The organism is Pseudaminobacter salicylatoxidans, assembly GCF_003148475.1.
GTDB lineage: Bacteria > Pseudomonadota > Alphaproteobacteria > Rhizobiales > Rhizobiaceae > Pseudaminobacter > Pseudaminobacter salicylatoxidans.
On sequence record NZ_QGGG01000014.1, the window covers coordinates 81,184 to 105,677 of the forward strand.

At 61.9% G+C, this 24,494-nt stretch carries 20 protein-coding genes; 5 read left to right on the forward strand and 15 right to left on the reverse strand.

What is annotated here, in order from left to right; all coding sequences use genetic code 11:
- Window positions 1–7: 7 nt before the first annotated feature.
- The 7 genes from C7441_RS18255 to C7441_RS18285 all read right to left on the reverse strand — a co-directional run bounded on the left by C7441_RS18255 (window position 8) and on the right by C7441_RS18285 (window position 8,571).
- The gene (locus C7441_RS18255; RefSeq protein ID WP_019173038.1) at window positions 8–826 is read right to left on the reverse strand and encodes an ABC transporter permease subunit; all 819 of its coding nucleotides are present in this window, start codon (window positions 824–826) and stop codon (window positions 8–10) included.
- A 10-nt stretch (window positions 827–836) separates the two neighbouring features.
- Window positions 837–1,802, reverse strand: a complete 966-nt coding sequence (locus C7441_RS18260; RefSeq protein ID WP_019173037.1) for an ABC transporter permease subunit — start codon at window positions 1,800–1,802, stop codon at window positions 837–839.
- A 9-nt stretch (window positions 1,803–1,811) separates the two neighbouring features.
- Window positions 1,812–2,954, reverse strand: coding sequence for an ABC transporter ATP-binding protein (locus C7441_RS18265; RefSeq protein WP_109614156.1), 1,143 nt, complete (start codon window positions 2,952–2,954; stop codon window positions 1,812–1,814).
- 219 nt (window positions 2,955–3,173) lie between these two features.
- Window positions 3,174–4,220, reverse strand: coding sequence for a polyamine ABC transporter substrate-binding protein (locus C7441_RS18270; RefSeq protein WP_280523576.1), 1,047 nt, complete (start codon window positions 4,218–4,220; stop codon window positions 3,174–3,176).
- A gap of 258 nt (window positions 4,221–4,478) precedes the next feature.
- The gene (locus C7441_RS18275; RefSeq protein ID WP_109614106.1) at window positions 4,479–5,825 is read right to left on the reverse strand and encodes a glutamine synthetase family protein; all 1,347 of its coding nucleotides are present in this window, start codon (window positions 5,823–5,825) and stop codon (window positions 4,479–4,481) included.
- 201 nt (window positions 5,826–6,026) lie between these two features.
- Complete coding sequence (locus C7441_RS18280; protein WP_109614107.1) at window positions 6,027–6,974, reverse strand: DMT family transporter; 948 nt, start codon at window positions 6,972–6,974, stop codon at window positions 6,027–6,029.
- Between the two features lie 157 nt (window positions 6,975–7,131).
- Window positions 7,132–8,571: a helix-turn-helix domain-containing protein gene (locus tag C7441_RS18285; RefSeq protein ID WP_109614108.1), complete on the reverse strand. Its 1,440-nt coding sequence runs from the start codon at window positions 8,569–8,571 to the stop codon at window positions 7,132–7,134.
- A 281-nt stretch (window positions 8,572–8,852) separates the two neighbouring features.
- Here C7441_RS18285 and aceA point away from each other — a divergent pair, with 281 nt between their 5' ends.
- Window positions 8,853–10,142: an isocitrate lyase gene (gene aceA / locus C7441_RS18290; RefSeq protein ID WP_109614109.1), complete on the forward strand. Its 1,290-nt coding sequence runs from the start codon at window positions 8,853–8,855 to the stop codon at window positions 10,140–10,142.
- Between the two features lie 66 nt (window positions 10,143–10,208).
- Window positions 10,209–10,445: an SMc00767 family acetate metabolism repressor gene (locus C7441_RS18295; protein ID WP_109614110.1), complete on the forward strand. Its 237-nt coding sequence runs from the start codon at window positions 10,209–10,211 to the stop codon at window positions 10,443–10,445.
- A 190-nt stretch (window positions 10,446–10,635) separates the two neighbouring features.
- Here C7441_RS18295 and C7441_RS18300 read toward each other — a convergent pair whose 3' ends face one another.
- From C7441_RS18300 to C7441_RS18330, 7 genes are all read right to left on the reverse strand, one after another.
- Window positions 10,636–11,322, reverse strand: a complete 687-nt coding sequence (locus C7441_RS18300; protein WP_244916197.1) for an outer membrane protein — start codon at window positions 11,320–11,322, stop codon at window positions 10,636–10,638.
- A gap of 232 nt (window positions 11,323–11,554) precedes the next feature.
- Entirely contained in the window at window positions 11,555–12,841 is a 1,287-nt protein-coding gene (locus C7441_RS18305; RefSeq protein WP_109614111.1) for an NAD(P)/FAD-dependent oxidoreductase, read from the reverse strand.
- A gap of 100 nt (window positions 12,842–12,941) precedes the next feature.
- Window positions 12,942–14,375: a glutamine synthetase family protein gene (locus C7441_RS18310; protein WP_026060562.1), complete on the reverse strand. Its 1,434-nt coding sequence runs from the start codon at window positions 14,373–14,375 to the stop codon at window positions 12,942–12,944.
- Between the two features lie 118 nt (window positions 14,376–14,493).
- Window positions 14,494–14,940 (reverse strand): PleD family two-component system response regulator, encoded by a 447-nt coding sequence (locus C7441_RS18315; RefSeq protein ID WP_109614112.1) that lies wholly within the window; start codon window positions 14,938–14,940, stop codon window positions 14,494–14,496.
- A gap of 337 nt (window positions 14,941–15,277) precedes the next feature.
- On the reverse strand, window positions 15,278–16,048 hold the full coding sequence (locus C7441_RS18320) for a cell wall hydrolase (protein ID WP_425326600.1): 771 nt from the start codon (window positions 16,046–16,048) through the stop codon (window positions 15,278–15,280).
- 449 nt (window positions 16,049–16,497) lie between these two features.
- Window positions 16,498–17,247: an SDR family oxidoreductase gene (locus tag C7441_RS18325; RefSeq protein ID WP_019173024.1), complete on the reverse strand. Its 750-nt coding sequence runs from the start codon at window positions 17,245–17,247 to the stop codon at window positions 16,498–16,500.
- A gap of 60 nt (window positions 17,248–17,307) precedes the next feature.
- A complete protein-coding gene (locus C7441_RS18330) occupies window positions 17,308–18,783 on the reverse strand; it encodes an aldehyde dehydrogenase family protein (protein WP_109614113.1) in 1,476 nt (491 codons plus the stop codon).
- Window positions 18,784–18,975: 192 nt separating this feature from the next.
- Here C7441_RS18330 and zwf point away from each other — a divergent pair, with 192 nt between their 5' ends.
- The 3 genes from zwf (at window position 18,976) to edd (ending at window position 23,045) form a co-directional block, all read left to right on the forward strand.
- A complete protein-coding gene (zwf, locus tag C7441_RS18335; protein WP_109614158.1) occupies window positions 18,976–20,445 on the forward strand; it encodes a glucose-6-phosphate dehydrogenase in 1,470 nt (489 codons plus the stop codon).
- Between the two features lie 6 nt (window positions 20,446–20,451).
- Complete coding sequence (gene pgl, locus C7441_RS18340) at window positions 20,452–21,153, forward strand: 6-phosphogluconolactonase (RefSeq protein WP_109614114.1); 702 nt, start codon at window positions 20,452–20,454, stop codon at window positions 21,151–21,153.
- A gap of 65 nt (window positions 21,154–21,218) precedes the next feature.
- On the forward strand, window positions 21,219–23,045 hold the full coding sequence (gene edd, locus C7441_RS18345) for a phosphogluconate dehydratase (RefSeq protein ID WP_109614115.1): 1,827 nt from the start codon (window positions 21,219–21,221) through the stop codon (window positions 23,043–23,045).
- A 2-nt stretch (window positions 23,046–23,047) separates the two neighbouring features.
- Here edd and C7441_RS18350 read toward each other — a convergent pair whose 3' ends face one another.
- Complete coding sequence (locus tag C7441_RS18350) at window positions 23,048–24,343, reverse strand: lipopolysaccharide biosynthesis protein (RefSeq protein ID WP_170125181.1); 1,296 nt, start codon at window positions 24,341–24,343, stop codon at window positions 23,048–23,050.
- Window positions 24,344–24,494: the final 151 nt, after the last annotated feature.

Here is a 24,494-nt window from a genome sequence, read left to right on the forward strand (position 1 = left end):
CAGTCGCTCAGTTGCGCAGTGCGGCCTGCTCGTCGCGCAGGCGCTGGACCTCGCGGCGCTTGTTGACCACCGAAGCGGCGATGACCCCAACCGCCACAATCCCGATCAGGATCGTACAGGCGGCGTTGATCTCGGGCGTCACGCCCAACCGAACCTGACTGTAAATCTTCATCGGCAGCGTGGTGGCGCCCGGACCGGAGGTGAAGGACGCAATCACCAGATCGTCCAGCGAAAGCGTAAACGCCAGCATCCAGCCGGAGATAATCGCCGGCAAGATCACCGGCAGCGTGATCTGGAAGAAGGTCTTTACCGGCGGCGCGCCGAGATCCATAGCCGCTTCTTCCAGCGAGCGGTCGAAGGTCAGCAGGCGCGACTGCACCACCACCGCCACAAAGCACATGGAAAAGGTGATGTGGGCAAGCGTGACCGTGACGAAGCCGCGGTCAAGCCCGACCGCGACGAAAAGCAGAAGCAGGGACAGCCCGGTGATGACTTCGGGCATGACCAGCGGCGCAAACACCATGCCTGAGAACAGCACCCGTCCGCGAAAACGCGTGTAGCGCGTCAGCGTCAGGGCCGCGAAGGTGCCGAGCACGGTGGCGACCGTCGCGGAGATCAGACCGACGCGGATAGTCACCCACGCGGCATCGATGAGCCCGCGATTGGAAAACAGCGACACGTACCACTTGGTCGAAAAGCCTGCCCAGACGGTGACGAGCTTGGATTCGTTGAAGGAAAAGATCACCAGAAGCACGATGGGCAGATAAAGGAAGGCAAAGCCCAGCACGATCGAGGTGATGTTGAAGCGGCTCCAGGTCGAGTTCATTTCACTGCCCTCACCTGTCCTGTTCCTGCGCCCGCGCTTGGGTGTGCTGGAAGATCATGATCGGCACCACGAGAAGAAGAAGCAGGATGATGGCGACGGCCGACGCCACCGGCCAATCGCGGTTGTTGAAAAATTCGTTCCAGAGCGTGCGGCCGATCATCAGCGTTTGCGAACCGCCGAGCAGGTCAGGGATGACGAACTCGCCCACTGCGGGAATGAACACCAGCAGGCAGCCGGCAATGACACCCGGTATCGAGAGCGGGAAGGTCACCTTCCAGAAGGCGCTGAGCGGCGTGCATCCGAGATCCTGCGCGGCCTCGATCAGCGAATAGTCCATCTTCTCCAGAGCCGAGTACAGCGGCAGGATCATGAACGGCAGATAGGAATAGACGATGCCGATATAGATGGCCGTGTTGGTGTTCATGATGATGAGCGGCTCGTTGATGAGCCCGATGCCCTGCAGGAACTGGTTGAGCAGCCCTTCCGGCTTCAGGATGCCGATCCAGGCATAGACGCGGATCAGGAACGACGTCCAGAACGGCAGGATGACCAGCATCAACAGGGTCGGGCGCAACGTCGCGGGCGCCCGCGCCATGCCATATGCAATCGGATAGCCGACAAGCAGCGTCAGCACGGTCGAGACACCGGCGATGGTGAGGCTGGACACATAGGCGTTGAAGTAGAGCGCGTCCTGCGTCAGCCAGAGATAGCTATCGAAGCTCAGTTGGCTGAGTTGCTGGAGGATACCCGACAACCCACCGCTGAAATCCAGAGCCGGCGTGTAGGGCGGCATGGAAATCGCGGACTGCGACAGCGAAATCTTGAAGACGATGACGAAAGGAATGAGGAAGAAGACCAGCAGCCACAGATAGGGAACGATGATCACGATCCGGCTCTTGACGGCATTAAGCGCGCGCGCCGATGGCGAAGCGTTCCCGTTACCTGTCTGCGAGGCAGCTATCGCGGTATCGGACATGACCGCCTCCTATCGGGTGAGCACCACGCCCGCATCGGGGCTGAAGGAAATCCAGGCGCGATCGTTCCAGCTCAGCGGATCTTCGGTGACGCGTGAGGCGTTGAGCGAGCTGGCCTTCACCACCTGCCCGTCGGCAAGCTTGACGTGATAGACGGTCATGTCCCCGAGATAGGCGATGTCGTAGATTTCGCCCTCGGCGACGTTGATGTCCGAAGCCGCCGGCTTGCGCGATGAAACCTTGATCTTCTCGGGACGTATCGCGAAGGCAACCGGGTTGCCCGCGCTTGCCGCGCCCGCGTTGTGCGCCATGATGTCGAGACCGGCAGCGCTGCGGATACTGGCCGCGCCGCCGCTAAGATCGGTGACGGTGCCCTCGAACATGTTGACGTTGCCGACGAAGCCGGCAACGAAGCGCGATGACGGCGCTTCATAAACCTCGGCCGGGGTGGCCACCTGCATCACCTCGCCCTTGTCGAGAATGGCGATACGATCGGCCATCGTCATCGCCTCCTCTTGATCGTGCGTGACGACGATGAAGGTGAGGCCGAGATTCTGCTGAAGGTCCATCAGTTCGAACTGGGTTTCCTCGCGCAGCTTCTTGTCCAGCGCGCCCAGCGGTTCGTCCAGCAGCAGCACTTTCGGCCGCTTGGCAACCGACCGGGCCAGCGCGACGCGCTGGCGCTGGCCACCCGAAAGCTGGTGCGGCTTGCGCTTGGCAAATTGTTCCAGCTTCACAAGCCGCAGCATCTCCGCCACGCGTGTGGCGATCTCGCCCTTGGGCATGCCTTCCTGCTTGAGGCCGAAGGCGATATTGGCCTCGACCGTCATATGCGGAAACAGTGCATAGGACTGGAACATCATGTTGACCGGGCGGCGATAGGGAGGAATGCCGCGCAGATCCTGACCGTCGAGCAGGATGCGGCCGGCTGTCGGGTCATCAAAGCCCGCGAGCATGCGAAGCAGGGTGGACTTGCCGCAACCCGAAGCGCCGAGCAACGCGAAGAATTCGCGCTCATAGACCGTCAGAGAGAGATTGTTGACGGCGGTGAAATCACCGAAGCGCTTGGTGACGTTCTCGAAGGAGATGTAGGGTTTCGCCGCCGGGTCGCTCCACGGCGCAAAGCTTCTGCGAATGCTTCCAAGCGATTTCATGCTGTTCTCCGCCTCATTCGGTTCCCATGCGGCGCGACCCGGTTTCAAAGCCCGATGCCTCGCCATCGAGAGCGGACGGGCCTTCGGGTGTCTCCCCGATTGCGACGCCGCCGCTCTCCTGCGGAAACCTTTCTGTGAACTCGCGGATCGTCGCCGCAGTTCACAGAAAGACTTCCGAAGAAGGGCCCGCGAATTTCTCGCAGGCCCTTTCGGTTGTTCTTACTGGCCGGTCACGATCTTGGTCCAGGTCCGGGTGAACACCCGCTGCGTCTTGGGATCGAGCGTCGTGTTCACGAACAACTTGCCCAGGGTCTCGTCGTCCGGATAGACGGCCGGATCGTTCAGCAGGTCCTTGTCGAGGAACTCCTGCGAGGCCTTGTTGCCATTGGCGTAGTGGACGTAGTTGGAGGACTTGGCGATCACCTCCGGCTTCATGATGTAGTTCAGGAACTCATGCGCTTCCTCGACATGCGGCGCATCGGCGGGGATCGCCATCTGGTCGAACCACATCTGCGTGCCTTCCTTCGGGATCGTATAGGCAAGCTCGACGCCGTTGTTGGCCTCGTCGGCACGATCACGCGCCTGGAACACGTCGCCCGACCAGCCTACCGCTGCGCAGATGTCGCCATTGGCAAGGCCGTTGATGAATTCGGACGAGTGGAACTTGCGTACGAAAGGCCGCACTTTCAGCAGCGTCTCCTCGGCCTTCGCGATGTCGGCCGGGTCGTGGCTGTCGGGGTTCAGCCCGAGATAGGCCAGCGTCACCGGGATCATATCGGTGGGCGAATCGAGGAAGTTGATGCCGCAATCCTTCAGCTTGGCCGCATATTCGGGATCGAACACGAATTTCCAGCTATCGAGCTTGTCCGTACCAAGGACCTCCTTGACCTTGTTGACGTTGTAGCCGATGCCGATGGTGCCCCACATATAGTTGATGGAATATTCGTTGTCGGGATCGAACACCTTCGTGCGCTCGCTCACCAGATCCCACATGTTCTTCAGGTTGGGGAGCTTCGACTTGTCGAGCTTCTGGTAGACGCCAGCCGCGATCTGGCGCTGGAGGAAGCTTCCAGTGGGCACCACCACGTCATAGCCCGTGCCGCCGGCGAGCAGCTTGGTTTCCAGGATTTCGTTGGAATCGTAAACGTCGTAAACGACCTTGATGCCGGTTTCCTTGGTGAAATCGGCCAAGATCGAATCGTCGATATAATCGGACCAGTTGTACACATTGACGACGCGCTCTTGCGCGAAGGCGCTCACGCTCATCAATGTTGCCAAAGCCGAGGTGGCGGTCAGCCAAAGCGCTTTGCGGATCATTCTAATCTCCCTTCAGTGTTCCGGATCCCGGCTCGCAACAAGCCCTTCGCGACCGGGTTTGAGGTTCAGCCTATTGGCCTTCTAAGAGGGCGACAAGCCGAAAATCGCGCCTTGCCGCCCCGGAGCAGGAACTGCCACAACTCCCTTGCGGCAGCTCCAAACCTGTTGCTGAATTTTACTCTTTCGGCGGACCGGACGGGGCCCGAATCAGAGGTAGGTGGTGCGCTCGAGCTGCGTAATCTCCGCCCAGAAGGCAAGGATTTCCGCCCGCTTGAGGTCCTGGTAGACCTTGGCCATCAGCGGCCCCAGCGCCCGTTCGACGAAGCTGCTGCGAGCCATGAGCTGCAGGGCCTCGTCCATGTCGTCGGGCAGGAAGAGCCCGTTGTCGTCATAGGCGTTGCCGATGATCGGGGGCGGCGGAACCTCCTCGTTCTCGATGCCCTCGACCATGCCCTGGATCAGAGCCGACATGACCAGATACGGATTGGCGTCGGCGCCCGCGATGCGATGCTCCAGACGCTTGTTCTCGTCCGAGGCGACCGGAATGCGCAGCGCCACAGAGCGGTTGTTCTCGCCCCACACGGCACGCGTCGGCGCATAGGAGCCGGGTGTGATGCGGCGGAAGCCGTTCCAGGTGTTGATGAACAGCAGCAGCGATTCCGGCATGGTCCGAAGCAGGCCGGCAACGGCTGCTTCCAGCTTCTTGCGGCCAGCCTCGCCGCCGAAGATGTTGCGGCCCTCACGATCCAGCATGGAGGCATGCACATGCATGCCGTTGCCCGCATATTCGAGGAAGGGCTTGGCCATGAAGGTCGCCGTCAGGCCATGTGCGCGGGCGCAGCCGATGACGAGTCGCTGCAGCATGATGACGTCGTCAGCGGCCCGCAACGGATCGGCACGATGCTTGAGGTTGACCTCGAATTGACCGGGCGCCGCCTCCTTGATGATCGTGTCGATCGGCAGTTCCTGTTCTTGCGCGGCGTCGCGGATCATATCGAACAGCGCGGCATGTTCGGCGAGATCGTCGAGGCCGTACATGCGCAGGCGATCTGGGCCGGCTGTAGCGCCGACCGGGGCTGGCATGCCGTCATCCCACTCCACCTCCGGATCGAGCAGATAAAACTCCAACTCGAAGGCGACGACCGGGAAATAGCCCTTCTCGTTGACCTCCGCCACCTTGCGCTTCAGCACCTGGCGTGAGTCCGCCATGAAGGGCTCGCCCTCGGGCGAGAAGGTTTGCAGCATCACCTGCGCGGTCTTGCGCTTGGCCCAGGGCACGATGGACAGCGAGCCGCGCGTGGCGCGGCAATAGCCGTCCTGGTCGCCGGTCTCGATGTGCAGGCCCGTCTCGCTGACCTCGCGGCCCCAGACGTCGAGGCCATGCAGCGACATGGGGAAATTCACGCCTTCCTGGAAAGCTTTCTTCAACGCATCGCCTGGAGCCCATTTGCCGCGCATGACCCCGTTGGGGTCGACCAGCAGAAACTCCACCGCTTCGAGATCGGGGTGTTTTTCGACGAAGGCACGATATTCCGCCTCGTGCTCAGGGGACATAAACTTGGATTTCTTGTCGCCGACAGCGGCCGGAGGGATCTTCGGGGGACGATTTTTTTCGGCGGCGAGGCGCGAAGGAGAATGTGTGTCGCCGAGGGAAGAAGTTTTGGCTCCGGTGTGTGTGTTGCCGGTTATTTCACGCAAGATATACCTGTTTAATTGTTGCAGACTACATAATCTGCCTCTGCCCTCGCAGTCCTGTCAATGGGGAGACGGAACACCGGTCACACCCGGCCGGGCCGGTCGCGCGTGCCTGCGGAATTCCAGCGCGATGTGGACGAGAAGGGCCGTGAACACCACCGCACCGCCCACAATGGTCCGCAGCGAGGGAATCTCTCCGTGAATGAGCCAGACCCAGACCGGCCCGAGAATAGGTTCGAACGTGCCCAGCAATGCTGCCATCGCAGCCGGAACAAGGCGCGCGCCGGTGGCGAAGAAGGCAAGCCCCAGCCCGAGATTGACGACGCCGAAGGCGAACAGAAACCCCATGTCGCGCGCCGACACGTCTAAGCTTGCGGCCTGTGTCGCGGCGAATATGGCGGCAAGCATCGCACCGAGGCATGTCGCCGGGGTCATGCGCACATGCGCGAAGCGGCGGGTGATGACCGTCGCGATCGAGAACATCACCGCGATCAGCAGCGCCAGCCCGTCGCCGATGGGCGAGACATGGCCGTCGAAGGATTCCGACACCATGATCGCCACGCCGCAGATCACGGCGGCGATTGCGGCCCATGTCGCCCCGGACACGCGCTCGCGAAACAGCACCCACGCGATCAGCGCCGCAAGCAGCGGCACGCCGGCCTGCATGAGAAGAATATTCGCCACGGTGGTGTAGGCCAGCGCCACGACGAAGGAACTCGACGCGGTGGCAAAGCACACGCCCACTGCGAGCCCCGGCAAACCCATGTCACGAAACAGTTTCAGCGTCGCGCGCCGGCCGTCGCGCCACACCATGAATCCGATGAGAAACGTCGCCGCCCATACCGAACGCCAGAACACCACCGTCCAGCTATCGGAATTGTCGATGAAGCGGGCGATAGCTCCACCGAAGCTCCACATCAATGCCGAGAGGAACACCAGAAGCATGCCCACGCGCTCGTCGCGCCCGGAGGCCTGATTGGCGGCAGGAGAGACGGCAGCTTCTGTCATGGCTCTACCATCGTCGCTTGGCGGTGGCTGCACATGCCGCAACACGACAGGCGCAGTCTAAATTGCGTAGCCGAAAGCCCGCAATTACGCCTGATCCAGCGATGTCCAGCGGTTGTGGCACCTGCGCGCCGGCCGGAAGACGAAGGCCCCCCGAAATCTACTGAAAATCAAACGCGCTCAACCCAGTGACCATCTCGTCCAATCCCAGCGGCCTCGTCACCGGAGGCTCGGCGCGCGACAGGCAGCCGGTGCGCTCGCACAGGCGGCAGGCCGGACCAACGGGCGTGGCGACGCCCTGCCCCGGCTTCCCCTGCGCGCCTGCCGGCAATGCCGCGCCGTACACGATCTCGTCCTTGAAGCCGATGTCGCATCCCAACAGCAGCGCGGTGCGCCGTGGTCGCTCGGTGAAGGCGCCCTGCGGGCCTTCCAGCGTGCGGGCGATGCACAGAAACTCGGCGCCATCCGGCATTTCCACCGCCTCGACCAGAATCTGGCCGGGCTGCGCGAAAGCGGCATGCACCGGCAGCTTGGGGCAGCCGCCCCCGAAGCGGCTTTGCGGAAACCCTTGCGCACCCGCCTTGCGGAAACGGTTCCCGGCATTGTCCACTTCCAGCATGAAGAAGGGCACCCCTGCCGCGCCGGGCCGCTGCAACATGGTCAGCCGATTGGCCGCCTGTTCGAAAGAAACGCCGAAACGCGATTTCAGCACATCGACATCGTAACGCCCGCGCAGCGCTGCTGCCTGGAAGGCCTGATAAGGCATCATCAGCGCATGCGCCGCATAACGGCCAAGCTCGAAGCGCGCCAGCCGGCGAGCTTCATCCGAAGACAGTTTCAGCGACTGGATTTCGGCGGCCACCGCCACCGACATGCGAATAAGACAGGCCTCCATCGCCACTTCACGAAGCTGGTCGAAGGGAGAAAGCCGTTCGGATATGAACAGGCGCTGCGAATGCCGGTCATAACGGCGGCGCCAGTTGGGCATGGTGGCCACCGGCAACACCTTCACCACGATGCCGAACTCCCGCTTCAGCCAAGCCTTCAGCGCGCCATAAAGATCGTCGCCCGGATCGAGCACGGCAGTGAAGGCTTCCGCCTCCTCCTCCAACGCCGCAAAATGGTTCGGACGGCGCTCGAATACCTCGCGCACTTCATCGATGGGCAGGCGCGCGCCGGAGAGAGCCGTCGCCCGCCCCTCATGGGCAAGCAGTTCCGACAGGTCGGAGAGGCGCTCGGCCTGCTCGCGATAGGCGCGAAAGAGCTTGATTACCGCCGCCGTGGCGTTCGGCGCTCCCTCCGCCAGCTCCACCAGTTCCTGATCGCCCGGCAGTTCACCGGCCAGCAGCGGATCGGAAAACACCTCGCGCAAGGCGGCAATCGAGCCGCGTGCCTCGCCATGCAGTTCTTCCGGCTCCACCTTGTAGACAGAGGCGAGCTTGAGGATGAGTTGAACCGTCAGCGGCCGTTGATTGCGTTCGATGAGATTGAGATAGGACGGCGATATGCCCAACCCCTCGGCCATCGCCGTCTGGGTGAGGCCCTTGCCGTTGCGGATGCGCCGGATGCGCGGGCCCGCGAAGATCTTCTGCTCAGCCATTCACGTCACCCACTATCCATCCTGATCGTCCACGCTGCCGATTGATCAGTTGTTACACGATTTACAAATCCCCGCTGCACGGGTGGCGCAAACCTCACTTTACATCTTTTACAATTTTACATCCGCCCTTAGTCAAACTCAACACAGATTTTCCCTTATTAATTGGGGTGTATGGCGATTTTTCTGGTCGTTTTCGCACTGCAATGTAAATCAAGTCACATGAAATCCACCTCGCAGCATAGTGGTTTCAGTGAAAGTGGTTCAAATCAGCGGAGCAAACCATGACCGATTTTTACAACCTCGTCCCGTCTGCCCCCGAAGGTCGTTTCGACGGCATCGAGCGCCCCTATGACGCCGAGACGGTAAAGCGGCTGCGCGGCTCCGCGCAGATCAAATACAGCCTCGCCGAAATGGGCGCGAACCGCCTGTGGAAGCTCATCCACGAGGAAGATTTCGTCAACGCCCTCGGCGCGATGACCGGCAACCAGGCCATGCAGATGGTTCGCGCCGGTCTCCAGGCGATCTATCTGTCCGGGTGGCAGGTGGCGGCCGACGCCAACACCGCCTCGGCCATGTATCCGGACCAGTCGCTCTATCCGGCCAATGCCGCGCCCGAGCTTGCGCGTCGCATCAATCGCACGCTGCAGCGCGCCGATCAGATCGAGGTTTCGGAAGGCAAAGGCCTCTCGGTCGATACGTGGTTCGCACCCATCGTGGCCGATGCCGAAGCCGGCTTCGGCGGCCCGCTCAACGCCTTCGAGATCATGAAGGCCTTCATCGAAGCGGGTGCGGCGGGCGTTCACTATGAGGACCAGCTCGCTTCGGAAAAGAAGTGCGGCCATCTCGGCGGCAAGGTGCTGATCCCGACCGCGGCGCATATCCGCAACCTGACGGCAGCGCGTCTCGCGGCCGACGTGATGGGCGTGCCGGCGCTGGTGATCGCCCGCACCGATGCGGAAGCGGCCAAGCTGCTCACCTCCGACATCGACGAGCGCGATCGCCCCTTCGTCGACTACGAGGCCGGCCGCACAGTCGAGGGCTTCTATCAGGTGAAGAACGGGCTGGAATCCTGCATCGCCCGCGCCGTCGCCTATGCGCCCTATTCCGACCTGATCTGGTGCGAAACCTCCAAGCCCGACCTGGAGCAGGCCCGCAAATTCGCGGAAGGCGTGCACAAGGCGCATCCGGGCAAGCTGCTGGCATACAACTGCTCGCCGTCGTTCAACTGGAAGAAGAACCTGGACGACGCGACGATTGCCAAGTTCCAGCGTGAGCTGGGCGCGATGGGCTACAAGTTCCAGTTCATCACGCTGGCCGGTTTCCACCAGCTCAACTACGGCATGTTCGAGCTGGCACGCGGCTACAAGGCGCGCCAGATGGCGGCCTATTCCGAACTTCAGGAAGCCGAATTCGCTTCCGAGGTGAATGGCTACACCGCCACCAAGCACCAGCGCGAGGTCGGCACCGGCTATTTCGATGCCGTCTCCATGGCGATCACCGGCGGCCAGTCCTCGACCACGGCGATGAAGGAATCCACCGAACACGATCAATTCCGCCCGGCGGCGGAATAACTGAAACCGCATCGCGACCTGCGCCACCACCGAACCGGCGCAGGCGCGGCCCAGGAGGAAGAAGCAATGACACCCAGGACACGTGTCAAGGAACGCGCCGAGGAACAGTCCTCAAGCATGAATGCCGACCAGCAAGCCGCCATCCGCATCGTGGCCAACGACCTGCACCGGCTCAACCAGTCGGTCATGAAGGCGGTGGAAGCCGGCGTCTCGGTGGAACTCGTGCGTTCGGCCCGCCACCACGATGCCAACGGCAACTGGGGCGACCTGCTGATACCGGTGATCGTGACGGCGCAGAATTAGGGGATCAGCCGGCCCAGTAGAGTCTGATGACGTTATCTCTCGTCCTCAGACTCTATCTATTTGTTTGAGCATCGTCTTTTCCCGAAACCGGTTCCCACCTTTCGGGATCACGCTCCAAACGTGCGGCAAGCCTCAAAAACAAAACCCCGGCAGCGATGCCGGGGTTTTGTCTAGCCATGAGACGGTTCGATCAGAACTTGTAGTTCAGGCCGACGCGGACACCATCCGAGCGCCACTTGCCGCGCACCGTGTCGCCACCGATGTTGTAATCGTCCTTGCCGAGATCGATATGCAGATACTCGACCTTAGCCGTGAGATTGTCGGTGAAGGCGTATTCGACACCGGCACCCGCCGTCCAGCCGAAGCGCGTATTGCTGTCGCTGAAGCTTTCTCCCGTCGTCGGATTGTCTGCCGAAAGGCGAACATTGCCATAGGCCGCGCCGCCGGTGATGTAAGGCAGGAAGCGGTCGAAGGCATAACCCACACGCGGCCGCAACGTGCCGATCCAGCGGTTCTTGGTTTCGCAGGTGAAGTCAGGATTCGGGCAGGGAATGTCGCCCTTGGCGCCGGACCAGGAAAGATCGGTCTCGAGGCCGAGCACAACATTGTTGTAGAACTGATAGTTGTAGCCGAGCGTGCCGCCGATGAACCCGCCCTTGGCATCGAACCGTGCGAAATCGCCGGTATCTTCGATCGTCCAGTCAGCCTTGCCCCAGTTATATCCACCCACGATACCGACATAGAAACCGGTCCAGGTGAAGATGGGCGTCACCACGGGTGCCGGTTCTTCTGGAATGACAACATCGGCGGCAGAGGCAACCGACGCGGTGGAGAGGAGTGCGGTAATGAGTACAGCGCGTGCAATGCCTTGTTTCAAGGTTGCCTCCATTCGCAAAATACGCCCAGCCCGCCCGAACGCATCGACTGCAATGTAGCGCAGACCGCTTCAAAAGGCTGTCACACAGCTGCAACAGTGACCAAAGACTTTGATAATGGTTGAGAAAACCCAACTTGGCCCGGCAAAGATGCGCAAAGCAACCTGAAGATGTGCCCAAGATGCGGAAGCGACGCTTTCACCCCGCCTTGCCCGCCAACCGCAGGAGCTCGGCTTAGATGCGGTCGCGCAAGGCGTACCAGTGCAGCGCCAGGAACAGCAGTGGCGCGCGCAGGCGAGCGCCACCGGGAAAAGCCGGAACCTTCAGTTCCTCGAACAACTTCAGGCGGTCGCGATTGCCGGCAACCGTTTCGGCATAAAGCCTGCCGACGAAATTCGAGAGCATCACCCCATGCCCCGAATAGCCGCCGGCAAAGATGACATTGGGCATCACCTCCCGCACGAAGGGCTTGCGCGGCATGGTGATGCCGACATAACCACCCCAGCTATGCGTGATCTCCACGTCCTTCAACGCCGGATAAAGCTCGACGATCTGCTTGCGGATCGCAGCCTGCATGTCGCGCGGGTCGCTGACCGTGTAGGTTTCGCTTCCGCCGAACAACAGCCGCCCTTCCTTCGACTTGCGGAAATATCGCACGACGAAGCGTGAATCGTCGACGGATTCTCCACCTGGGATTACCGGGCTGTCGGCGCCGAGCGGCGCTGTAGCTCCAATGAAGGAGCCGATCGGCATGACATGCGCCGCGCTTACCGGCTCCAGCCTGCCGCCATAAGCATTGACGGCGATCAGTGCCTTGTCGGCGGTGATGGTGCCTGTCGGCGTCGTCACCTGCACCTTGCCACCGTTCGAGACGACGCTGGTGGCAGGGGTTTTCTCGAAAAGCTGAACCCCGGCCGCAGCCGCCACCCGCGCCGTGCCCAGCGCGAGCTTCAACGGGTGGATGTGACCTGTGCCGGTGTCGCGGGTGCCGCCGAAATAAACGGCTGTACCGAGCCGCTCGGCCGTTTCCTTCGCGTCCATGAAGGAGATGCGCTCGTAGCCGAAGCGTGTCGCCATGATTTCGGCATGCGCCTTATAGGCGTCGACATAGCGCTTCTTGTGCACGACCGAAAGCTGGCCCGGCATGAAGTCGATCTCGATGTCGTTGCTGACGGCGAAGTCGAGCAGATGCGCCTTGGCCTCCTCGGCAAGATCGAAGAGGAGCTTGGCTCGGGTGAAGCCGAGCTCTGCTTCCAGTTCCTCGGCCCATGCACGTTGGCCCGTGCCAAGCTGGCCGCCGTTACGGCCCGACGCGCCATCGCCGAAACGCTGCGCCTCGATCAGCACGACATTGACGCCCGCCTTAGCCAGATGTGCGGCCGCCGACAGGCCGGTAAACCCTCCGCCGACAATGACGACATCGGCGCTGCGATCTCCGTCGAGAACCGGAAAGGCGGCTCGCGCTCCAGCCGTGTCCTCGTACCAGGAATGGCCGGGCGAGATCAGGGGCTGGTAGGTCATGCAGCACTCGGGTTCACAGGTTGGGAAGAAAGCAGGGAACAGGGCGGCAGGCTTGAAAGACATGGAGCGTAAGCCCCCTACCGCCCTTGTCTCCACGACATCACACGTTCAGAAGCAGATATTCCCGCTCCCACGGGCTGATAACCTCCATGAAGGTCTCGAACTCTGCCCGCTTGATGGCTGCATAGGTGGTGACGAAAGGCTCTCCGAGCAGCGCCCGCAAATCTTCATCGGCTTCAAAGAGCGTGACCGCCTCGATCAGGCCGCGCGGCAGGTCGATCTGGTCCTCATTGGCCGTGGTTCCGATCGGGTCATCAGGCTTGAGCCCGTTCTTCAGACCGATCAAACCACAGGCGAGCGAAGCGGCCAGCGCCAGATAAGGATTGGCATCCGAGGAAGGAATGCGGTTTTCCACGCGCCGCGCCGCCGGATCGGAGCGCGGTACACGGAAAGCGGTGGTGCGATTGTCATAGCCCCATTTGGTGTTGACCGGGGCGGATGCCGCCTGCGTCAGCCGGCGATAGGAATTCACGTAAGGCGCCAGCATCACCAGCGCATTGGGCACATGCTGCTGCATGCCGCCGATGAAGTTGAAGAAGGCGTCCGTCTCCTCACCGTTGGCCCCGGAAAAGATATTCTTCCCGGTCTTGCGATCAATGATCGACTGGTGAATGTGCATTGCCGAGCCGGGCTGCCCCTGGATCGGCTTGGCCATGAAGGTGGCGTAGGTGTCGTGCTTCAACGCGGCTTCCCGAATGGTGCGCTTGAACAGGAACACCTGGTCTGCAAGTTCCACGGGATCGCCATGGCGCAGGTTGATCTCGAGCTGACCAGCTCCCTCCTCATGGATCAGGGTGTCGATCTCAAGGCCCTGATTTTCGGAGAAATGGTAGATATCGTCGATGAGTTCGTCGAATTCGTTGACGCCGGCGATGGAATATCCCGCGCCACCGCCAATCGCCCGGCCGGAACGCCCGACCGGCGGGGTAAGCGGATAGTCGGGATCGGGGTTCTTGCGCACCAGATAGAACTCGATCTCCGGCGCCACGACCGGCTTGAGGCCCATCGTCTCATACGCTTTGACGACACGCCGCAGCACGTTGCGCGGCGTGAATTCCACCGAGCGCCCGTCCTGATGGACAAGATCGCAGATCACCTGGGCGGTGGGGTCCTCCTCCCACGGTACGGCGGTCAGCGTGGAAAGGTCGGGCACCAGTTTCAGGTCGCCGTCATCTTCCGGATAGGAGAAGCCGTTGCCATCCTCGGGGTAGCCCCCGGAAATGGTCATCATGAACACCGCCGAAGGCAGCGCGAGCGAGGTGTTCGATGTGAACTTGCTCGAAGGCATCATCTTGCCGCGCGCCACGCCGGCCTGATCGGGGGTGATGCATTCGATGTCTTCGATACCGCGCCATTCGAGCCAGGGGCTCACTTCCTTCCAGCTTTTCACGCCGCGCAGGTTTTTGACGAAAGCAGGCATACGGGCCCGTCCCCCACTCTTCGAGGGGCGAACTTCCTTTTTAGGGGCAGGCATCAATCACCAAGATTTGATTTCGGATTTCGGCAGTATAAGCGCGCTCCACCGCGGAAGGGAAGAGGCTTGCCAGGAACCGCGGAACGCCGGATTCCCCCGAAAAGTCGGAGGCGAGATCCTATCTGCCCAGACGCTCCAGCACCGTCTGCAGCCGTTCGGGCGTGATCGGCTTCATGACGACGGCGTCCACGGCCGGGAAGGCAGCAACATCCTCCCTCCTCAGCATCCGGGTCGAAAGCAGCAGGACACGCGGCGTCTCGGGGTCGGCCATGCGGCGCAGTTGCACCAGTGGCTCCATCAATGCATCGCAGTCGGTGTTGTCGGCACCGCCGTCGAGCACGATCGTGCCGGGAAGCTGTGTCTCCAGAGCCTTCAATGCCGCCTCCAGGTCCATCGAAACCGGTCGCAACCCGGCGTTTTCGAGGATTTTCGACACCACTACCCGATTGATCTGCGATCGGCCGACGACAAGCGCGCGAGAAAAATCGATTACCGGCTTGTCTGAAACTTCAGCATCCAGCTCGACACCCCCGCCGTGTTTCGGGTCGAGACTTGACTGGGTCATCTAAAGTGAACTTGCCCCCTTTGTTCGTTCAATCTTTAGTTGAATTGGGCCGCAAGTAATTCTCAGCCAGAATGAACATGTCAAGTGCAAATGTCTTTCGCACCCTACATGGGCTGAAAAGCCGAAACACTTTAGGCGAGATAACGTTAGTGGGGGCATGCTACTAAAGTTGCATGCATCGCGTCGGGGAGATGACAAGAGAAAACGCCTGAAAGGCGCCACGCCGTTGGCGCGAGCCCGCCTCTGCATGGCACGCAGCACACGCAGAAGCTCCAGGTCAACCGCCTTCGGAAGCGGTCATCCACCACGCATCTTGCCGTCGCGGGGCTTGCCCGCGCTACTGCCGCATCGGGCGCGCCTGCGCGGCTATCAGAGCGCCGATCGCATCAGCCGCCTTCGGGTCTGCTTCATAGGAGAGCGTGGATTGACCGACCAGATCGGCGGTCGTGGCCGATGCCTGCTGAACAAGCCCGGCCCCTGCACTCGGGATTGAAGCGCGCTTCTGCGGCAGGGGAATGCCGTTTTCCGGCAAGGTGACGGTCATCTCTTCGGCTGCTGCAACGGTGGCGGGCTCCTCCACCGCCACCGTTCCAGCGCTACGACCAGTCGCAGCCGAACGGATTTGCGTTGCGAAAGCCATGTCACGGCTCGACACGGAACGCTGGCGCGGCCGCTCGGCTGCCACGGCCTTTTGGGGTATTTCGGCGGTCTTTTCCTGCGAAGCGGCTGCCTCGGCGACCTGCATGTCCTGATTGCTCCGTTGCAGGCGATGGCGGCGGCTGCGCTTTTCATAGAAGGCATTGCCGCCTGCCTGCAGCACGTAGTGCATATTCTTGTATGGAAAGCGCAAACCAGCGGTGTGGAAGAACATGGCGTTCTTGACCGCAGGGTGGCGCTCGCCCTTCAGCACCGCATCGGCAGCGGCTGTCACATCGGGAAGCGCGGCCGAATTCATCTTGCGAGACAGCACTCCGGGCGCGAACTGGCCCTTCTGCCCGACGACCGCGCACACGGTGTTTCCATATTCGCCCGAACGCAGGCGGTTCATCACCACCGTGCCCACGGCCACGAGGCCGTCACGGCTCGAGCGATTGGATTCGAAGAACATTGCCCGTGCAAGACATTCCTTGTCTTTTGCCGAATAGGCATAAGACGTCCTTGTGGAAGATATCTTGCCGATGGACGAAGTCTTGACGCCGTCCGTCAAGCCGCCAGCGCCTTGCGTGGTGCAACCAGCAAGAAAACAGGCAGAAATGACGGCGCCCAGCGCCAAGCTCGTCTTCACCCTCTCCAGATGCAACAAGCCGGTCCCTTACTCATTCTTGGCCCCGTCCCGCGACCAAGAATGAGCAATTTCCGGGCGAAAAAGTGGCGGAATCCGCAACGCTTTGCGGCGCGCCGTTAACAATGTGACACAGAGCGCAAGAAAACGAGAGCGCCGCAGCCTATGGCATCGCCCCTTCCCACAAGCCCCAACAAGCTTGCGGGAAGCGAGACAACGTTTTGAAATCTGTATTGAACTTTCTTGCGAAGCACAGCGTGACTTGCACTGTTCTTTTAGATACAGCGACCGCCATCGACCTCCAGCGCCACGCCCGTAATAAAGGCAGCCTCGTCGGAAGCGAGCCACAAGGCCGCATTGGCGATGTCGAGCGGCGTGGAGAGGCGACCCAGCGGGATGGAGGCACGGAATTTGGCGCGCATTTCGGGCGTGTCCTCGCCCATGAACTGCGCCAGCATGCCGGTTTCGCCGGCGACCGGACACAGGCAATTCACGCGGATATTTTTCGGCGCAAGTTCCACCGCCATCGACTTGGTGGCGGTAATCGCCCACCCCTTGGAGGCATTGTACCAAGTCAGGCCCGGACGCGGCCGCAGGCCCGCCGTGGAGGCGGTGGTGATGATGGAGCCACCACCCTGCGCTTCCATGATCGGCACGACAGCGCGCGCCGCGTGATAGATCGCCTTCATGTTGACGGCCGTGATGAGATCGAAAACATCCTCGTCCACCGACAGCATGTCACCGTTTCGATGAGTGAAGCCGGCGTTGTTGACCATGATGTCGATGCGGCCGAACGTATTCATGGTGGCGCTCACCAGATCGTCGAATTCGCTTCGCTGGGAAACGTCCGTCTGCACGGCGAGCGCGGCCTTGCCGATCTCCTTCGCCACGCGCGCGGCACCCTTGGCGTTCAGATCGGCCACCACGACCTTTGCGCCTTCCTCCGCGAAGCGTCTGGCCATGCCTTCGCCAAAGCCGGAACCGGCTCCGGTCACGATCGCGACCTTGTTTTCCAAACGTGCCATGCTTGTTCTGCCTTCGTTTGATGCTGTTTCAACGGCTTTGGGCACTATGCCGCGAAAGACCTAACCGTGATTGAACACGATGGTCTTGGTGGCTGACATATCGTAAAGCGCCTCGAAACCCTTTTCACGGCCATGGCCGGATTTCTTGAAGCCGCCGAAGGGCAGTTCGACGCCGCCGCCCGCGCCATAGCCATTGACGAACACCTGACCGGCGCGAACGCGCTTGGCCACGCGGTGCTGGCGGCCACCATCCCTGGTCCAGACACCAGCAACGAGGCCGAATTCGGTGCCGTTGGCGAGCTTTATCGCCTGTTCCTCACCCTCGAACGGGAAGATCGACAGCACGGGGCCAAAGATTTCCTCCTGCGCAATGGTCCCTGCGGGATCGACGGAGCCGAACAGCACCGGTTCCTGATAATAGCCGCCAGCCGGCGCATCCGCATTGATCGAACCCTTCGCCAGCACCGGAATGCCGGCTTCTTCGGCGGCTGACACCATGCCCGCCACCCTCTCCTTCTGGCGCGGGTTGATCAGCGGCCCGAGGTCGAGATCGGCATCATGTGGGCCAGCGACGAGTTTGGAAAAGCGCTCGGCAAGTCCTGCTGCCACACGGTCATAGATCGGCTTTTCGATCAGCACGCGGCTTCCGGCCGAGCAGGTCTGGCCGCCATTCTGGATAATGGCGCTGACCAGAACCGGCAGCGCTGCATCGATATCGGCGTCGGCAAAAACGATCTGGGGCGACTTGCCGCCAAGCTCCATCGTGACGCCGCGATTGTTGATCGCCGCCGCCTGCTGGATGGCGGTGCCGGTGAGCGGCGAACCGGTAAAGGTGACGTAATCGACCAACGAATGCGCTGAAAGGGCTGCCCCGGCATCGCGGCCATAGCCGGTGACGACGTTGAACACGCCGGCCGGAATGCCGGCCTCCAACGCCAGTTCCGCAATGCGGATTGTGGTCAGCGAAGCATCTTCGGCCGGCTTGACCACAAGCGTGTTGCCCATGGCGAGTGCGGCCCCCACCACCCGGGCCAGAATCTGCAGCGGATAGTTCCACGGAATGATGCCGGCAACGACGCCATGCGGCTCGCGCAACGTCAGCGCCGTGTAGCCGTCAAGGAAGGGGATGGTGTCGCCGTGGATCTTGTCGCAGGCGCCGCCATAGAATTCGTAATAGCGCATGGCACCGATGACGTCGGCCTTGCCTTGCCGGATCGGCTTGCCCGTATCACGCGATTCCAGCGCGGCAAGCTCGTCGCCATTTTTCTCGACGAGCTGGAAGAGGCGCGTGAGGCACCGTCCGCGTTCCACCGCCGGCATCCGGCTCCATGGGCCTTCCTCGAAAGCCTTCCGGGCCGATTTCACCGCACGATCCACATCCGCCTGCCCGGCGGCGGGAATGGAAGCGAAAACCTTGCCATCCGAGGGGCATGACACCTCGATGCGTTCGCCCGACAGGGCGTCCACCGCCTTGCCCTCGACGATCTGCATGAAGGCGCGGCCTTCCGCAACGGTTCTGGAAAGATGCGTACCCACGGCCAATCTCCTCTGGATTCAGGGCTCTTCCGCACTATGCTGCCTAGGCGAACCCGTTTGTCCACTATTGCGCGAGCACAAAGACCCGCGTTGGACCACTGTCAAGATCAGAGCTGTGACAGTCTGGCTCTGGATATTTTAAATCGATTAGATTAAACACGACACGAAACGATGCCTGAGCGGGAAATCAGCATGACCAGTACGACCATTCCTGTCGATCCTTTTGATCTCATCGTATTCGGCGGCACCGGCGACCTTGCCGAGCGCAAGCTTCTGCCCGCCCTCTATCGGCGGCAATGTGCCGGACAATTTCAGGAGCCGACGCGCATCGTCGGCGCTTCGCGCGCGAAGATGTCCGATGCCGAGTACAGGAAGTTCGCCGAGCAGGCGATTTCCGAGCATGTCGACAAGAATGAGATCGACAAGGACCAGCTCAAGACTTTTCTGGAAAGGTTGAGCTATGTCGTGGTCAACGCCGTGTCGGGCGAAGGGTTCGACACGCTGAAGAAGCATATCGGCGACAGCAAGACCATCCGCGCCTTTTATCTGGCTGTGGCGCCGGCCCTGTTCGGCGACATTTCAAAGCACCTCAAGGAGGTGGGGCTGGTGACGCCCACCTCGCGCATCGTGATGGAAAAGCCGATCGGTCGCGATCTCACCACGGCAAAAGAGCTGAACGACCATGTCGCAAAGGTTTTTTCCGAGCAGCAGATCTTCCGCATCGACCACTATCTCGGCAAGGAAACGGTGCAGAACCTGATGGCACTGCGCTTCGCCAACGCGCTCTACGAGCCGCTGTGGAACTCGGCGCATATCGACCATGTCCAGATCACGGTCGCCGAGACCGTCGGGCTCGAAGACCGCATCACCTATTACGACAAGGCTGGCGCGCTGCGCGACATGGTACAGAACCACATGCTGCAGCTTCTGTGTCTCGTCGCCATGGAGGCGCCGTCTTCCATGGAAGCGGATGCGCTACGCGACGAGAAGCTCAAGGTGCTGCGCTCGTTGACGCGCATCAACGGCAAGGACGCTGCCAAGACCACGGTGCGCGGCCAATATCGCGCCGGCGCCTCGTCCAACGGTCCGGTCAAGGGTTATCTCGAGGAACTCGGCAGCAAGGAAAGCAACACCGAAACCTTCGTGGCCATCAAGGCCGAGATCGCCAACTGGCGCTGGGCTGGCGTGCCTTTCTATCTGCGCACCGGAAAACGCATGGCAACGCGGGTGTCGGAGATCGTCATCGAGTTCAAGCCGATCCCGCACTCGATCTTCGAGGACAGCGCCGGCAACATCGCCGCCAACCAACTCGTGATCCGGCTGCAGCCGGACGAGGGCGTCAAGCAATGGATCATGATCAAGGATCCGGGACCGGGCGGAATGCGCCTGCGTCATGTCTCGCTCGACATGAGCTTTGCCGAGAGTTTCCAGGGGCGCAACCCGGACGCCTATGAGCGGCTTATCATGGATATGATCCGAGGCAACCAGTCGCTGTTCATGCGCCGCGACGAGGTCGAGGCCGCGTGGCAATGGATCGATCCGATCCTGGGTGCCTGGGAAGACAGCCATCAGGAAGTGCAGGGCTACACCGCCGGCACCTGGGGACCATCTTCCTCGATCGCGCTGATCGAGCGCGATGGCCGGACCTGGCATGAAAGCTGAGCCGACATGAACGCGGTCGCTTGCAACTGGCATGAATTCGCTTCGTCGGAGGCGCTGGCAGCCGGCTTTTCGGCAATCGTCGCCGGCGTGTTGGGCGATGCCGTCGCCGCGCGCGGCAAGGCGACGCTCGCGGTTTCCGGCGGCACCACGCCCGGCCTGTTCTTCCGCACGTTGTCGCGTGAGAAGATCGACTGGGCCAAGGTCACGGTCACGCTGGTGGACGAGCGTTTCGTGGCGCCGGATTCTCCCCGATCCAATGCCGGGCTGGTTGCCGCGAACCTCCTGCAGAACGAAGCGGCTGCGGCCAATTTCATCGGGCTTTATTCGCCTTCTCCAGATGTGGAGAGCGCAGCCCGACGCGCCGACGGGGCAATCGGCCGACAGGCATTGCCACTCGACGCCGTGGTGCTCGGCATGGGTGCGGACGGCCACACCGCCTCGTTTTTTCCAGACGCGGACGATCTGACAGCGTTGCTCGATCCGCATGCGAACGCCAATGTACTGCCCGTCCACGCGCCGAGCGGCATCGAACCGAGGCTGACGCTGACCTTGCCGTGCATCGCTCAGGCGGGCTTCATCGCGCTCCACATCGAAGGCGCCGAAAAGCGGCGTGTGCTCAACGCCGCACTCGACGGCAAGCCAGACCTGCCGGTGCGCGCCGTCTTCGACCATGCCAGCGTGCCCGTGCAGGTTTTCTGGGCACCGTAATTATTCCGGTCCCGCGAACCGGCCCTCCCAGCGGTTTCGGGACCAAGCCTCAAAGGACCACCGCCATGACAGCCAGAAGCGACATCGAAGCCATCACCGAGCGCATCCGCGAGCGATCGCGCGCCTCCCGCGAGCTTTACCTCGAGCGCATCGAACAGGCGGCGGGGCGCGGCGTACATCGCTCGGTGCTGTCCTGCGGCAACCTCGCCCACGGATTTGCCGCCTGTGCCCCACTCGAGAAGACCGAGCTTGCCGGCGACACGGTGCCCAATCTCGGTATCATCACCTCCTACAACGACATGCTCTCGGCGCATCAGCCCTTCGAGACCTTCCCGCAACTCATCAAGCAGGCGGCGCGCGAAGCGGGCGGCATCGCGCAGGTCGCCGGCGGTGTCCCGGCCATGTGCGATGGTGTCACCCAGGGCCAACCCGGCATGGAACTGTCGTTGTTTTCGCGCGACGTCATCGCCATGGCGGCGGCGGTGGGCCTCAGCCACAATATGTTCGATGCGGCGGTGTTCCTCGGTGTCTGCGACAAGATCGTGCCGGGGCTGGTGATTGCCGCCCTCTCCTTCGGCCACCTGCCGGCCGTGTTCATTCCAGCCGGGCCGATGACCTCGGGCCTGCCCAATGACGAGAAGGCGAAAGTCCGCCAGCTCTTTGCCGAGGGCAAGGTCGGCCGCGCCGAGCTGCTGGAGGCGGAATCGAAATCCTACCACGGACCCGGCACCTGCACCTTCTACGGCACCGCCAACTCCAACCAGATGCTGATGGAGATCATGGGCCTGCACACGCCCGGTGCCTCCTTCGTCAATCCGGGCACGCCGCTGCGCGATGCGCTGACGAAGGAAGCAGCCAAGCGCGCGCTGGCGATCACCGCGCTCGGCAATGCCTATACGCCGGTCGGCCGCATGATAGACGAACGCTCCATCGTCAACGGCGTGGTGGGGCTGCATGCCACGGGCGGCTCTACCAACCACACCATCCACCTCATCGCCATGGCCGCCGCCGCCGGCATCCGCCTGACGTGGCAGGACATTTCCGAACTTTCCGACATCACGCCGCTTCTGGCGCGCGTCTATCCGAACGGCCTCGCCGACGTGAACCATTTCCACGCCGCGGGCGGTCTCGGTTTCCTCATTCGTGAGCTGCTGGACGCCGGCCTGCTGCACGGGGACGTGCAGACCGTCTGGGGCGAGGGATTGCGCCCCTATGCGGTCGAGGCAAAGCTCGGCGCGGACGGCGCTGTCCAGCGCGAGGCTGCGCCGGAACAGAGCGGCGACGAGAAGGTGCTGGCACCCTTTGCCAGGGCCTTCCAGCCCAATGGCGGGTTGAAGGTGCTATCCGGCAATGTCGGCCATGCAGTCATCAAGACTTCGGCGGTGAAGCCGGAGCGCCGCTTCATCGAGGCGCCGGCGGTTGTGCTCGACAGCCAGCAGGCGCTGAACGACGCCTTCAAGGCCGGCGAACTTGACCGCGACTTCGTTGCGGTCATCCGCTTCCAGGGCCCGCGCGCCAACGGCATGCCGGAACTACACAAGCTCACCACCATTCTCGGCATATTGCAGGATCGCGGCCACAAGGTCGCGCTGGTCACCGATGGGCGCATGTCTGGCGCATCCGGCAAGGTGCCGGCCGCGATCCACGTCACGCCCGAGGCGCTGGAAGGCGGCGTCATCGGAAAGATCTGCGACGGCGACATGATCCGCCTGGATGCGGAAAAGGGAACGCTCGAAGTGTTTGTTCCCGAAGCCGAATTGAAGGCGCGCAAGGTGCCCTTGATCGACCTTACCGAAAACGAGTACGGGTTCGGACGCGAACTGTTTGCCGGTTTCCGCCAGATGGCCGGTCGCGCCGACGAAGGCGCTCGAGCATTCGGGCTCGGCGCGTAGGATCAGATCGCCCTGGCCGGGCGGCGCAACGCCGGATAGGTGAGCGCCGCCGAAACGAGCCACAGCAGCGCAAACACTCCGTTCAGCACCCAGATGAGTTGCGAGGTTTCCAGCCCGCGCGTCAGCACATAGGTCAAAAGCAGCGCCTTCAGGCCGGCAAGCAGTGCAAGATTGATCGCGCGCAGCAATGTCTGGCCACGCGCGAACAGCAGTTCGGCCTGATATTCGACGAGATTGCGCAGACCCGGAACAAAGACCGCCAGCAGAACGAGTGGCGCGGCCTCACCGACATTCCTGCCCAGCGCGTTGGGGAAGAAATGCAGGATGACTGCGAGCACCAGCAGCGCCAGCGTCGAAACGACGAACACCCCAAGCTCGATGCCGACGCGCACTCGCAGCCGCTTCAACATCTCCGGGGCGCGCATCATGCGCTGCACCAGCATCATCGAGAATGTGCGGATCGGAATGGCCGTGAGATCCACCAGCCGCATGATGATGGCATAGAGGCCGGCGAGATGGGGGCCGCCGATTGACAGCACCAGCAGCTTGTCGAACTCCATCTGAAGATAGAACAGGACTTCCGAACCGGCGACATAGACGGAATCCGTAAGCCGCCGCATATAGAGCGGCATGCGCAACCGGAGGCGCTGGCGCGGATAGAACCAGATACCGGCAATCAGCAGTGAAACAGCATTGGCCGCGATGTAGAAGAATGACCAGTCGGCAAGGGTGCGGCTCGGCCAGAAGAGGAACACCGCCGCGAACAGCGCGCGAAGCAGTGTGCCCATGATCGACATCACGGAGGCCCGCCCGAAACGGCCACGCCCGTTGTTGACGATGATCACCACCTCGACCGGACGCCACAGCAGCGCTTCGGCAAAAACCACGGCCGCGAAGATCGCAAGCGCCATTTCGCCCTTGAAAAACAGCAGGTAGACGACACCCGATGCGAGGGCGAGCACCGGCAGCGACATGACGCCCAGCAGCAGAAAACCCGCGGTATATGTGCCGATCAGGTTGGGGCGGATCGTGGCGGTGCGGTAGAGCGCCGAGATGAAGCCGAAGGAAAGCAGCCGCGACAGCATCACGCCGGCCGCGGAAGCCGTGGCAAAGCGGCCAAAGTCAGCCAGTGACAAGGTATTGGCGAGCGCAACGAAATAGATCAGGGAGAAGACGAGCCGTCCCCCCGCCCCGCTTACGGCCGAGAAATAGTCGCGCAGCAGCCCGCGTTGCTGCGAAAGGAGCGCGCCGATGCGGCCGATGCGCCGCGTAGATTGCATTTCATTCGTCGGGGTCATGATGTCGGGGCAATACTGACAGGCAATGTTTAATGCGCCGTTCCGGAAACCACGAAATTGCAGCGAACACCGGTCCTGCACGCGCGGTTGCATATGATGTTAACGCTTTGTTTCCCATGAGGCTTTAGCTTGGCTTAACGATCCGTCGGAT